Genomic DNA, 12,631 nt, shown 5'->3' with positions numbered 1-12,631 from the left:
AGAGGGACTAACTATTTACAATTAATACATTCGCTTGCTGGCCCTTCCTATCTATGTTATGATATTCGAAACAAAGGATAAGGTATATACTAGTTAAATTAAATGGAGGATACAGATGCGAACTATCAATCAACTGATAAAGGAAATTGAAGAATTACAAATCAAACCGACAGATACTGTAATGGTACATACATCACTTCGTGCAATTGGTGAAGTTGAAAATGGTGCGGAAGGTATTATAAAAGCTTTTACTGAGTACCTAAAGGATGGACTTTTGCTAATCCCTACACATACCTGGGCATTTATAAATGAGAAGGAACCTACACTTGATTTAATGAATCCGACAACCTGTATTGGAACACTTCCTAATATAGCGGCATCTCATCCTCTTGGAAAGAGATCTTACCATCCAACTCACTCTATGGTTGCTTTTGGCAAACGTTCAGAGGAATACATTAAGGGTGAAGAACATAGTGATACGCCAGGATCACCGGATGGATGTTGGGGAAGACTATACCAGGAAAATGCAAAGATTTTACTCATAGGAGTAGGTCAGGAGAGAAATACGTTTCTTCATGCAGTCGAGGAAATCAATCATATTCCACAAAGATTATCAGAAGTGAAACAATTATTGATTCGAAACGAAGATGGAACCATAACAAAACGTTTATCTCATGCTCACTATAATCCTTACTGTAGTCATATATCAGAGAATTATGTGAAATTTGAGCCTTATTTTTATTATGGCAAAGCTCTATCCTATGGAACATTAGGAAATGCTAAGGTACAGATATGCGATGCAAAGGGCTGTGCTGATATTATGATGGCAATTTCAAATCATTGTGATTTTGATTTATGTATTGATGAGACACCAATTCCACTTCCGGTAGAAGAACTAGACAACTTACTTAAAAGATAGTGCTAGTTGTTAATGGGAAAAAGATAGTGCTAATTGTTACTGTAGTATGAAATAAAATAAAAAGAAACAGAATAAAAAGAAACAGAATAATAAATAGGTAATAAAAAAGAAAAGGGCTCCTATTATCCGAAACAAGATTATATTGTATAAGGATAATGGAATGCCCTCATTTTTATTCAATGCAAGGAAGCACTTTGCGTAACGTGATTTTCTTGTTTTATAAGTTAATTTGATTAATAAAAAGAAGAAAATATCAATAAATTATTTCTTAATAATGTGAGTATTATGGTAGTAATCCCTCCTTGAAACGACAGCTTTTTCGTGTTATAGTGAGTTGATGTAGTTATTTAAAGAAGAAAGTACCTATACAAAGACGAATGTAAAAAGATGATAACTTATTTTCTATTAAGTTAATAAGGAATATAGATAGATTTCGAATTAATTTACAGTTATAGATAGGAAGTTATAGCAAATTTCAAAGCGTTAGCTCGATGAAATTATTGATGCGCTAAAGTATGCGTTAGAAAGAGGTTAAGATGAGTAAAGATTATCTGCCAATAAGCAGAGAAGATATGAATAATAGAGGCTGGGAACAATGCGATTTTGTCTACGTCATCGGAGATGCTTATGTTGATCACCCATCCTTTGGCCCAGCAATTATCAGCCGAGTGCTTGAAAGTAACGGTTATAAGGTTGGTATCATTGCACAGCCAGATTGGAAAGATGAAAACAGCATTCAAATCCTAGGGACTCCAAGACTTGGCTTCTTAGTTTGTGGTGGAAATATGGACACCATGGTAAATCATTATTCTGTTGCGAAAAAACGTAGAGCAACAGATGCCTATTCTCCTGGCGGACAGATTGGCCTTCGTCCTGACCGAGCAACGATAGTGTATTGTAATTTAATTCGTAAGGTATATAAAGATGCTCCGATTATCATTGGAGGAATCGAATCATCTTTAAGAAGACTAGCGCATTATGATTATTGGAGTGATAAGGTTAGACGATCTATTTTACTTGATTCCCAAGCGGACGTCCTTTCGTACGGGATGGGGGAACATTCTATTGTTGAATTAGCGGATGCTTTAAATAGCGGAATTGCCATAAAGGACATTACGTTTATCTCTGGTACCGTTTATAAAACAAGAGATTTATCTTCCGTATATGAACCAGTCATGCTTCCATCTTACGAAGACATTCTGAGAGATAAGGAAGTATTTGCAAGAAGTTTTTATACTCAGTATGTAAACACAGATCCATTTACGGCAAAATGCCTTGTTGAAGGTTATGAATCAGGTGATTATGTAGTACAAAATGTTCCGGCGAAGCCACTTTCACAATCCGAGATGGATCGTGTTTATGCTCTTCCTTATATGCGTGATTACCATCCTTCTTATGAAGAACAGGGAGGAATTCCAGCAATTGAAGAACTTAAATTTAGTTTAACTAGTAACCGAGGCTGCTTTGGTGGATGTAATTTCTGTGCATTAACCTTCCATCAAGGAAGAATGATACAAACAAGAAGCCATGAATCCATTGTATCCGAAGCAACTCTTTTAACTTGGGATCCTGAGTTTAAAGGTTATATCAATGACGTTGGTGGACCTACCGCGAATTTTCGTCATACCTCTTGTGAAAAGCAAAATACAAAGGGGGTATGCTTGAATAAACAGTGTCTTTTCCCAAAACCATGTTCCAACCTAAAGGTTGACCATACCGATTACCTTTCCTTACTAAAGAAGCTAAGAGAGCTTCCAAAGGTGAAAAAAGTATTTATTCGTTCGGGTATCCGTTTTGATTATCTAATTGAGGATAAAGACGATACTTTTATGAAGGAATTATGTGAAAATCACGTGAGTGGCCAGCTTAAGGTTGCTCCAGAGCATATTTCAGACGCTGTACTTTCTATGATGGGTAAACCAGAAAATTCTGTCTATGAAAAATTTATTACCCGTTATAAAAAGACAAATGAAACATTAGGAAAGAAACAGTTTGTTGTTCCTTATCTGATGTCTTCACATCCTGGTTCTACGATGAAAGAAGCAGTTGCTTTAGCTGAGTATTTACGAGATATCGGATATATGCCAGAACAAGTACAGGATTTTTATCCAACTCCATCCACGGTTTCGACCTGTATGTACTATACCGGCATTGATCCTCGTACCATGAAGCCGGTGTATGTGCCAAAGTCTCCGCACGAAAAAGCAATGCAACGAGCTTTAATCCAGTATCGTAATCCGAAGAACTATAACTTGGTAGTAGAGGCTTTAACCTTAGCAAATCGCACCGACTTAATTGGTTATGATAAAAAGTGTCTAATACGACCAAATTATATGGATAAGGATAAGTTCGGAAGCAGACCTTCTGAGTCAGGAAAGAATTCTGTGAGAAAAGGTGGTGCAAGAGGAGCTTCTAATTCAGGCGATGGTAGAGAGAAAAATGGAAGTAGTAAAGGAAATAAGGGTTCACGAGGTGGCTTTGGAAGTAAGGCCGGAAGAAGTGCACAAAGTAGTGAATTAAACCGGTTTGAAGGCAGAAAAACAGAGAATAAAAAATACGGTAAAACGATTCGAAATACGCATAAGAAGAAATAAGATATTTTATATTAATATGGGATGCTTACATAAAGAATTAACTTATTGTTTATGTAAGTATCCTATAATTACATAAAAATTGATTACAAGGAAAGTTTACGAAGCGAGCTTTTTCTTGTTTTAGAAAGGCAGGTTGTAACTATGGTTTTTTCTGCATTTTTATTTTTTATAGGGGAAGCAGTGTATCGCATTCTTTGTAAGGGAATTCTCCTTATAGTAACACTGATATTTCTTATACTTATTATTGCGGTAATTCGAGCACTGATATTAAAACCTACGTCTGCAAAGACTGCATCCATTGACTATCCAAAAGATAACAGGTCCATGGAGTATGCGAAGAAGCTTTCTAAGATGATTCAGTGTGAAACAATTTCAAACCGGTATGACAATGATATTGCAAAATTTTATAAGTTGCATGAAGTACTGGAAGAGTTATATCCATCTGTACATAAAAAGTGTGAAAAGCATGAAATGAATGGGAACCTTCTATTCTGTCTGAAAGGAAAAGGAAATGCAGAGCCGATCCTACTTATGAGTCATCAAGATGTTGTGGAAGCAACGGGAACTTGGGAGCAGGATCCATTCAGCGGATTGATTAAGGATGGTGTTATCTGGGGAAGAGGAACTGTAGACACGAAGGGAAGCCTTAGTTGTATTTTACAAGCAGTAGAAGAATTAATTGATAGTGGATATGAGCCGGAAGGTGATGTTTATATTGCTAGTAGTTGCACGGAGGAGTTTTCTGGAGATGGAGCCCCTTCCATCGTGGCATATTTAAAGCATCGTAGAATTAAATTAGCGATGCTTGTAGATGAAGGTGGTATGATTATAGAAGAGCCGCTTGGTGGTGTAAAAGGTCTATATGCAATGGTTGGAGTATTAGAAAAGGGTTATGGTGATATTAAATTTACTGCTAGAAGTAATGGTGGTCATGCAAGTGCACCAGGTAGAAATACTCCATTGGTTCGTCTTGGTAAATTTATGACTAAGATGGAGAAGAGAAATCCTTTCCGTAAAGAATTTAACCCTACAGTAAAAGAAATGTTTCATCGATTGGCACCGAATACTGGTTTTGGTCTTCGTCTTGTGTTTGCTAATCTTTGGTTATTTGGTCCGTTATTTAAGAGAGTGATGAGACGAATTAATTCGACGGGATCAGCTTTACTTCAGACAACGATGGCATTTACCACTGCAAAAGGTTCGAATGGGCTGAATGTATTACCACAAGAAGCATACGTTACTGCCAACATGAGATTTATTCCGCATCAAGGAACAGAGGAAAGCATTGAACTTGTAACCAAATTTGCGAAAGAATATGATCTTGAGACGGAGGTTATCCATAAGGATTATCCACGTCCGGTAGTTGACTTCAAAGGAGAAGCTTTTGTTAAGGTGGAAAAAGCAATTGAAAAGTTATTTCCAGACGTAGGGGTTGTGCCATATGTTATGACAGTTGGAACAGATGCAAGATTCTTCAGCGACATTTGCAACAACTGCATTCGCTTTGCTCCGCTTTATATTAATAAGCAGCAATTTGCAAGTATTCATGGCCTCAATGAGAATCTTAATGTAGAGGTATTATCAAAGGCGGTGGATTTTTATAAGGAGATTGTTTATAACATGTAATGAATGTAGGCTATCTTGTGGATAAATTCTTTTTATAGGAAGAAATTTATTTGGCAGGTAGGTCTCGAGTAGAAAAAATACAAGTATGGGAATGAGTGACATGCTCCCATCACATTAGTTCATCTCCCGCCGAAGCAATGGGGGAGTATTCTTGTAAACATATACTAAAAGGCTGCTGTATCAGATATAACCGAATACGCAGCCTTTTTATTATGTGATGCCTTTCTAAACAGTCGCGATTGAAAGAGATATGTCACATCCATCAATGAAATTTTATATCCACCCACCATCAAATGTAATCACCTGCCCGGTTAGGTATGCACTTCCTTCACAAAGACGAAATACTGTATCAGCAACTTCCTCTGTAGTCGCCATTCGTCCCATTGGAATTTCCTCGCACAGCGCTTCTCGTTCCTCGTCGGAAAAACACTGATTCATCTCAGTATTAATTACGCCGCAGGCGAGGGCATTCACTGGAATGTTACTTGGAGCTAATTCTTTGGCAAGTGCTTTGGTAAATGAATTTATAGCACCCTTCGTCCCGGAGTAAACAGCCTCACAAGAAGCTCCACAATTTCCCCATACGGAGGAGATATTTAAAATCCGTCCACTTTTTTTAGATACAAACATAGGAACCGCCAAGTGGCAGGTATTAAGAACAGAAACAAAATTAATCTGAAGTAACCTTGTCCACTCCTCTGGTGTCATATCTGTGAATAAACCTATGTGTGAAACACCTGCATTGTTGATAAGTACATCAAGTCTACCAAACTGACAATTGATTTCTTTAAACAATGTCTCTACCACGTGATAATCACTGATATCTCCGGCAAATTTAAGGCAAGGAACAGATAGGGATAGGATTTCCTCTTGCAAAGAATCTAGTTGCTTTGATTCCTTTGAGCCATTTATAATAACGGCATAGTCTTCTTTTGCAAATTTTAAAGCAATAGCTCTTCCGATGCCTCGAGAGGAGCCAGTAATAAGAGCAACTTTATTCATTTTCGCTCCAATTCCTTTCTATATCGAATTTTTATTTAGTTTATCGATAATCGTAATTATTATAGCATAAATTTACAGGTCATAAAAGAATTTTGTCAAGGCTAGATGTCATAAAAGAATCTTAGAATCTTATAAAGAATCTTATAAAGAATCTTATCGAGGACAGATGCCGCAAAAGAATTTTATCAAGGCTAGATTGGAATTCTGATCAAAGCATGTTATAATATCGGCGGATATTATACTTTAGTACTTACACTTATTAAGAAGTATTACAAGTATACATAACGGTACATTGTGCCACATGCCATATGAGATTTGAGCTAGGTATATTTCACGTGGTAAAGAAATTACCTTAAACAAACAATATGATAAGAATTGGCGGAGGGAAAATTATGAGAAAGAAAATAGCAGGGATACTTATCCTAATATTGGCTGGAACCGGAATATTTCGTTTTGGTATGATTGCAGGCGCAGCATCACAGGAACCTGGTTCAGCAGGGGATCCGCTAATCACTCAAAGCTATCTGGAACAGAGATTACGAGAGGTTTCTGGCGGAAATTCAGGGCAAAATGGATTTCAAAAAGTGAACATAACCAAAGGAAAGAGTTTGTACTTAAATGAAGGTACAGAATGCATTATCTACAGCGGTGAAGCTACGGTACTTGGAAGTACGGGGTTAATCAATGCAACATCAGGTTCATTAGTAAAAAAAAGTAGCAGCGTAAAGTTGTATCATCAGTATGTATCACCATCGAATGCAAGCGGGATGAAGGCAACGGCAAATAGTATAATTTATGTGAAAGGAAGCTATTCCATAGATTAGTTAAAACTATGGAATTTGGTTGCGTATGGAGTGGTTAGGGAAGAGAACGAAAAAAAGAGATATTTGCTTTTTGTTATTAGGAACCTTTTTAATTTCTATTGCTATAAACTGGGTATATGAACCAATGGGGATGGTAACTGGCGGAGTTACCGGCCTTGCTATTGTAATTAAAGAATTAACCTTTAGAGCGTTTGGTACGGGGCTTCCAATATGGTTGACCAATATTATAATAAATGTACCATTATTCATAGTAGGATATTTTGTCCTGGGTAAAAAATTTATAGGGAAAACATTAGTAGGAGCAGCATCTCTAACGGTATTTATATATTTAATCCCACCACAAAGTATGTTTGAAAATGAGTTCTTATTAGCAGCAATATTTGGTGGTGCACTCTGCGGAACAGGAGTGGGCTTTGTATTATCTACCATGACGACAACTGGTGGAACAGATCTTTTAGCTATGTTAATTCATGCAAAGATAAAACATGTAACAGTACCTATGATTCTTATGATAGTGGATGGCGTAGTTATTATTATTGGTATGTTTGTCTTTAGTATTCATACTGCTCTTTATGCAATCATAGCAATCTTTATCGCCGCCAAGGTATCGGATGGAATCTTGGAGGGTCTGAAATTCGCAAAAATAGCATACATTATATCAGACAAGTATGAGGAGATAGCCCATGATATATTACATGTACTAGATCATGGCGTTACTGGACTTAGCGCTACTGGAATGTACTCTAATAATGATAAAAAGATGCTGTTTTGTGTAGTCGCTAAGAAAGAAATGGTTGGAGTTCTTGATCTTGTGAGTAAAAAGGACCCAAAAGCATTCGTAATAGTGAGTGATGTAAGAGAGGTGATGGGAGAAGGCTTTATTGAATTTAAACAGTAAAATAGCGGATTCCAAGAGATTTTATGAGTAAAAATACTTATCCTAACGGAGAATATACAAATTACACAAATCATCAAAAATTAATTTGTTAAAATGGGATATGGCTTTTATAGGTTATATGTAGTATCATGTACCTATGTTAGTAATTGGTTGTTCATGCCAAGTGAAATATATGGTTTACTTGGTTTTCATGAATGTTAACGTGAAGAGCGCAAAAGAATCATAATTAGGAGGAACTAATAATGGCAAGTTTATCATTAAAGAATATTAACAAAACTTATCCAAATGGGTTCGTAGCAGTTAAAGAATTTAACTTAGAAGTAGAAGATAAAGAATTCATCATTTTCGTAGGTCCATCTGGATGTGGTAAATCTACAACACTTCGTATGATCGCAGGTTTGGAAGAGATTACATCTGGTGAGTTATGGATTGGCGATAAGCTAATGAATGACGTGGAACCTAAGGATAGAGATATTGCGATGGTATTCCAGAACTACGCATTATACCCACATATGTCTGTATATGATAATATGGCGTTCGGTCTTAAGTTAAGAAAGACTCCAAAGGATCAGATTGATAAGTTAGTACGTGAGGCAGCAAGAATTCTTGATATCGAGCATTTATTAGATCGTAAACCTAAGGCTCTTTCTGGTGGTCAGAGACAGCGTGTTGCTATGGGTCGTGCTATCGTTCGTAATCCAAAGGTATTCCTTATGGATGAGCCTTTATCAAACCTTGATGCTAAACTACGTGTACAGATGCGTATCGAGATCTCTAAGTTACATCAGAGACTTGAAACAACTATCATCTACGTAACACATGACCAGACAGAGGCTATGACTCTTGGTACAAGAATCGTAGTTATGAAAGATGGTGTTGTTCAGCAGGTAGATTCTCCACAGAACCTTTACGATAAACCAAACAATCTTTTCGTTGCAGGTTTCATGGGATCTCCACAGATGAATCTCCTCGATGCTAAGGTTGTTAAGAATGGTAACGATATTAGATTAATGTTTGGTTCTCATTCTATCAAGGTTCCAGAAGCTAAGGCTAAGAAACTTGTAGATGGCAACTATATTGATAAAACTGTTGTTCTTGGTATCCGTCCTGAGGATGTTAAGGATGAAGAGATGTTCATCAGCCAGTCTCCAGATAGCACAATTGATGCTACTGTAAAAGTATACGAATTATTAGGTGCTGAAGTATTCTTATACTTCACAATTGATCAATTTGATATCACAGCACGTGTTAACCCACGTACAAAGGCTAGACCTGGTGATACAATCCAGATTGCTCTTGATTTATCTAAGATTCATTTATTCGATAAGGAAACTGAGCAGGTTATTTCTCACTAATTATGTATGTTATGAGCCGTCCGATAGGACGGCTCTATTTTTAATTTTTAGGAAATGCGATGCAATTACCTATGAATCTCCCTACTCTATAGGTAGTTACAATAATATGGAAAAGGAAAAAGTAATTCTTACCATATTTGTGACAAAAGATTCTATTATAATACAAGGGGAATAGTAGGGAAGTAAAGAGTAGTGCAGAAATCAGGTTATAAATGAAGCAATATTTTTCCTGATATATTACATAAGGAAGTATGATCTCGTAAAGTCTTAACATTTTTTTTGAAAAAACCATTTAATTTAATCACTAAACTAAATATTTTATATACTAACTTAACACTTATACATAAAAAATACAAAAAATATATAAGAAATTTAGTTTACTTTCTACGAAATGAGTGCTAAAATGGGTATTAAGATACTTATACAAGTAGTATAAATGAGTATTATGATACTAAAAATATAGAATAATAAAACTTCACATTATAAGTAATCACCGTTTGGTGAAGATAAAGAAAGGTTCGGTGTTTGTATGATTTCTAATCAAATCCTTCAAAATACGATTGAAGGCCTGAAAGCCATTACAAGAATTGATATTTGTGTAATGGACACAGAAGGTAAAGCGTTAGCAAGTACCATCAACAATGCTGACGAATATGAGAATGCAGTACTTGCATTTGTGGATTCCCCGGCAGATAGTCAAGTCTTACAGGGATATCAATTTTTTAAGGTGTTTGATGAACACCAGCTTGAATATGTCATCTTAGTAAAAGGTGATAGTGATGATGTATATATGGTTGGTAAGATAGCTTCCTTCCAGATACAAAATCTTTTGGTTGCTTACAAGGAGCGTTACGATAAGGATAACTTTATTAAGAACCTTCTCCTAGACAACCTCTTACTTGTAGACATTTATAATCGTGCTAAGAAGCTTCATATTGAGACTGATGTTAGACGAGTTGTATTTATTATTGAAACAAAGAATGAAAAGGATACGAATGCATTAGAAACCGTTCGTGGACTATTTTCTACAAAAACAAAAGATTTCATTACTGCTGTAGATGAAAAGAATATTATCTTAGTAAAAGAAGTAAAGCAGAATGAAAATTACGAAGATTTAACGAAGACCGCTAAGGTTATATTAGATATGTTAAATACCGAGGCTATGACAAAAGTTCATGTTGCTTTTGGTACCATTGTAAATGAAATTAAAGATGTCTCTCGTTCTTATAAAGAAGCGAAGATGGCCTTAGATGTAGGTAAGATTTTCTATAGCGGACGTAATGTAGTTGCTTATAGTAACCTTGGAATCGGACGTTTAATCTATCAGCTACCTATGCCACTTTGTAAAATGTTTATTCGCGAAATTTTTGAGGGTAAATCACCGGATGATTTCGATGAAGAAACATTAACAACGATTAATAAGTTCTTTGAGAATAGTTTGAATGTATCTGAGACATCTAGACAGTTATATATTCATAGAAATACTTTAGTTTATCGTTTAGATAAACTTCAAAAGAGTACAAATCTAGACCTTCGTGTTTTCGAGGACGCGATTACCTTCAAGATTGCTTTGATGGTAGTGAAGTACATGAAGTATATGGAGAGTATGGAGTACTAATTTGTTGCAACAAAAGAATGCTATATTGCCGCTGTTCCGGTAAGCTTCGTCTGACGATAGGCTGGTGCAGCGGCAATATTAGAATACTTGGAAAGGATATTATTATGGCCGAAACTTATGATATAAGTAAGGATTTAAGAGACATAGATACTCCGGTAATCCTATTTCAGAATGTTAGTAAGGAGTATCAAAAGGGAACACACGCAATAAATAACATAAGCTTCGAAATTCGTAAAGGTGAATTTGTCTTTATTGTAGGGCCAAGCGGCTCCGGCAAATCGACTTTAATTAAACTAATGCTGAGAGAAATCAAACCAACCAATGGAAGAATCTTTATAGCAGGAAGAGAGCTTTCTAGGTTAAAACGTTGGCAGGTTTGTAAATATAGAAGAACAATAGGAGTAGTGTTTCAGGACTTCCGTTTGCTGCCCGACCGTACAGTTTTTGAAAATGTAGCATTTGCACAAAGAGTAATAGAAGCTCCAGCAAGGGAAATACGAAGACAAACCCCAAAGATGCTTTCTATCGTAGGGTTATCTGAAAAACATAAATCTTATCCGAAGGAACTCTCTGGTGGAGAACAACAAAGGGTCGCTCTTGCTAGATCGTTGGTGAATAATCCAGTAATGTTACTTGCAGATGAGCCTACAGGAAATCTTGATCCAAAAAATTCATGGGAAATTATGCATTTGTTAGAAGAAGTAAATAAGCGTGGAACTACGGTTGTGGTAGTAACTCATAATCGTGAAATTGTAGATGCGATGCAAAAGAGAGTCATTACGATGAAAAATGGTGTTCTCATCAGCGATGATAAAAAAGGTGGGTATGCACATGCCAAAAATTAGTACGATAGCTTATAGTGTGAGACAGGGCACAAAAAATATAAAACGTAACCGTATGTTTTCGCTTGCATCGGTAGGTACGATAACGACATGTTTATTTTTGTTTGGAATTTTCTATTGTATTTTAATGAACTTTCAGCATATTATTAAAAATGCAGAGCAAGGTGTTAGCGTCACCGTCTTTTTTAATGAAGGTATAACTTCACAGGAAATAAGTTTAATCGGTGAGAAAATAGGGCAAAGAGTAGAAGTTGCAAAATGCGATTATATATCCGCAGAAGATGCGTGGGAGGAATATAAGAATACTAGGCTTGATCCAGAGCATGCAGCTAGTTTCGGCGATGATAATCCGCTTGAGAACTCTGCCCATTATATTGTGTACTTAAATGATGTGGAGATGCAGGAAATATTAGTACGATATCTCCAATCGATACCAGGAGTAAGACAGGTCAATAATTCGGAAGCAATTGCGGATGTCTTATCTGGAGTAAATAAAGGCTTAGCCTTCGGAACAACTGCGATTATTGTGATATTATTAGGAGTTGCGGTGTTCTTAATTAGTACGACGGTTACCATGGGTATTTCTGTTCGTAGACAAGAGATTTCTATTATGAAATTGATTGGTGCAACCGATTTCTTTATAAGAGCTCCATTTATTGTGGAAGGTATCATTATAGGATTAGTGGGAGCGATACTTCCTTTAGGGTTACTACATGTGCTTTATAATAAGGGTGTTAAATATCTCATGACTAGTTTTAGTAGTCCGCTTAAAAAAGCAGACTTTTTAGCAACTGGAACGATGTTTAAGACGTTAATCCCGGCATGCTTGTTAATTGGAGTGGGTATTGGTTTCTTAGGTAGCTTTATTACTCTTGGGAAGCAGCTTAGAAAGATTAATTAACAAAGTACGTGTCAAAATGTCCGAATAGGCGTCTTGAAAATGAGACTAATAA

The 12,631-nt window shown here is 36.3% G+C and carries 10 protein-coding genes; 9 read left to right on the top strand and 1 reads right to left on the bottom strand.

What is annotated here, in order from left to right; all coding sequences use genetic code 11:
- Window positions 1–115 precede the first annotated feature (115 nt).
- From CPHY_RS18755 to CPHY_RS18745, 3 genes are all read left to right on the top strand, one after another.
- On the top strand, window positions 116–919 hold the full coding sequence (locus CPHY_RS18755; RefSeq protein WP_012201612.1) for an AAC(3) family N-acetyltransferase: 804 nt from the start codon (window positions 116–118) through the stop codon (window positions 917–919).
- Window positions 920–1,455: 536 nt separating this feature from the next.
- Window positions 1,456–3,513 carry a YgiQ family radical SAM protein gene (locus tag CPHY_RS18750; protein ID WP_012201611.1) on the top strand — a complete coding sequence of 686 codons (2,058 nt, stop codon included), beginning with the start codon at window positions 1,456–1,458 and terminating at the stop codon, window positions 3,511–3,513.
- A gap of 141 nt (window positions 3,514–3,654) precedes the next feature.
- Window positions 3,655–5,139 carry a M20 family peptidase gene (locus tag CPHY_RS18745; protein ID WP_012201610.1) on the top strand — a complete coding sequence of 495 codons (1,485 nt, stop codon included), beginning with the start codon at window positions 3,655–3,657 and terminating at the stop codon, window positions 5,137–5,139.
- 273 nt (window positions 5,140–5,412) lie between these two features.
- Here CPHY_RS18745 and ymfI read toward each other — a convergent pair whose 3' ends face one another.
- A complete protein-coding gene (gene ymfI / locus CPHY_RS18740; protein WP_012201609.1) occupies window positions 5,413–6,141 on the bottom strand; it encodes an elongation factor P 5-aminopentanone reductase in 729 nt (242 codons plus the stop codon).
- A gap of 392 nt (window positions 6,142–6,533) precedes the next feature.
- On the opposite strand from ymfI, the gene CPHY_RS18735 reads away from it, so the two are divergent.
- The 6 genes from CPHY_RS18735 to ftsX all read left to right on the top strand — a co-directional run bounded on the left by CPHY_RS18735 (window position 6,534) and on the right by ftsX (window position 12,579).
- Complete coding sequence (locus CPHY_RS18735) at window positions 6,534–6,965, top strand: hypothetical protein (protein WP_012201608.1); 432 nt, start codon at window positions 6,534–6,536, stop codon at window positions 6,963–6,965.
- A gap of 25 nt (window positions 6,966–6,990) precedes the next feature.
- Window positions 6,991–7,863, top strand: coding sequence for a YitT family protein (locus CPHY_RS18730; RefSeq protein WP_012201607.1), 873 nt, complete (start codon window positions 6,991–6,993; stop codon window positions 7,861–7,863).
- 242 nt (window positions 7,864–8,105) lie between these two features.
- Window positions 8,106–9,218, top strand: coding sequence for an ABC transporter ATP-binding protein (locus CPHY_RS18725; RefSeq protein ID WP_012201606.1), 1,113 nt, complete (start codon window positions 8,106–8,108; stop codon window positions 9,216–9,218).
- A 529-nt stretch (window positions 9,219–9,747) separates the two neighbouring features.
- Window positions 9,748–10,836, top strand: a complete 1,089-nt coding sequence (locus tag CPHY_RS18720; protein ID WP_012201605.1) for a PucR family transcriptional regulator — start codon at window positions 9,748–9,750, stop codon at window positions 10,834–10,836.
- Window positions 10,837–10,940: 104 nt separating this feature from the next.
- A complete protein-coding gene (gene ftsE, locus CPHY_RS18715) occupies window positions 10,941–11,681 on the top strand; it encodes a cell division ATP-binding protein FtsE (protein ID WP_012201604.1) in 741 nt (246 codons plus the stop codon).
- Window positions 11,668–12,579 carry a permease-like cell division protein FtsX gene (gene ftsX / locus CPHY_RS18710; RefSeq protein ID WP_012201603.1) on the top strand — a complete coding sequence of 304 codons (912 nt, stop codon included), beginning with the start codon at window positions 11,668–11,670 and terminating at the stop codon, window positions 12,577–12,579. The genes ftsE and ftsX overlap by 14 nt, the downstream gene beginning before the upstream one ends.
- Window positions 12,580–12,631 lie beyond the last annotated feature (52 nt).

Origin of the sequence: Lachnoclostridium phytofermentans ISDg (genome assembly GCF_000018685.1) — a bacterium.
Taxonomy (GTDB): domain Bacteria; phylum Bacillota; class Clostridia; order Lachnospirales; family Lachnospiraceae; genus Lachnoclostridium; species Lachnoclostridium phytofermentans.
The sequence above is the reverse complement of the archived record's forward strand: the minus strand, read 5'-3'. Positions and strand labels throughout refer to the sequence as shown.

Excerpts from the sequence above, each read along its gene's own strand:
- CPHY_RS18755 (WP_012201612.1), top strand. The coding sequence starts at position 116 with ATGCGAACTATCAATCAACTGATAAAGGAAATTGAAGAATTACAAATC.
- CPHY_RS18750 (WP_012201611.1), top strand. The coding sequence starts at position 1,456 with ATGAGTAAAGATTATCTGCCAATAAGCAGAGAAGATATGAATAATAGA.
- CPHY_RS18745 (WP_012201610.1), top strand. The coding sequence starts at position 3,655 with ATGGTTTTTTCTGCATTTTTATTTTTTATAGGGGAAGCAGTGTATCGC.
- ymfI (WP_012201609.1), bottom strand. The coding sequence starts at position 6,141 with ATGAATAAAGTTGCTCTTATTACTGGCTCCTCTCGAGGCATCGGAAGA.
- CPHY_RS18735 (WP_012201608.1), top strand. The coding sequence starts at position 6,534 with ATGAGAAAGAAAATAGCAGGGATACTTATCCTAATATTGGCTGGAACC.
- CPHY_RS18730 (WP_012201607.1), top strand. The coding sequence starts at position 6,991 with ATGGAGTGGTTAGGGAAGAGAACGAAAAAAAGAGATATTTGCTTTTTG.
- CPHY_RS18725 (WP_012201606.1), top strand. The coding sequence starts at position 8,106 with ATGGCAAGTTTATCATTAAAGAATATTAACAAAACTTATCCAAATGGG.
- CPHY_RS18720 (WP_012201605.1), top strand. The coding sequence starts at position 9,748 with ATGATTTCTAATCAAATCCTTCAAAATACGATTGAAGGCCTGAAAGCC.
- ftsE (WP_012201604.1), top strand. The coding sequence starts at position 10,941 with ATGGCCGAAACTTATGATATAAGTAAGGATTTAAGAGACATAGATACT.
- ftsX (WP_012201603.1), top strand. The coding sequence starts at position 11,668 with ATGCCAAAAATTAGTACGATAGCTTATAGTGTGAGACAGGGCACAAAA.